This window comes from Pseudoalteromonas sp. S3785 (genome assembly GCF_005887365.1).
Taxonomy (GTDB): domain Bacteria; phylum Pseudomonadota; class Gammaproteobacteria; order Enterobacterales; family Alteromonadaceae; genus Pseudoalteromonas.
In genome coordinates this window covers 1-264 of record NZ_PNCT01000173.1, presented here as the reverse complement: position 1 = coordinate 264, position 264 = coordinate 1, and the positions used below count along the sequence as shown (strand labels likewise).

Below are 264 nucleotides of genomic sequence, written 5' to 3'. Positions count from 1 at the left end.
ATAAGTTCCCGTATTGATTCGGTTACCCTCAGTGTTGAAGTAACCGCAAGCTTTGCTAATAACTCAGGATTACTGCGACCTCGCATGCTTTTAAATACAGCCCTTGAACTCAGTAGTAATCAGGCGCTTATGGGGCCAGAGAAAGTCGTGATCCGACTGGAATATAAAGACTATGTGTTACAAGTAAAAGAAGGCATTGCCAATAAGGTTGAAGTTCATGTTGCTGTCAGAAATAACGGGTGGGTAGCAATTGAAGAAGGCCTT

1 pseudogene is annotated in these 264 nt (G+C 42.8%); it reads left to right on the top strand.

Annotation, left to right across the window (positions count from 1 at the left end):
* A pseudogene (locus tag CWC17_RS19030) lies at nt 1-264 on the top strand (efflux RND transporter periplasmic adaptor subunit); the annotation flags it as partial.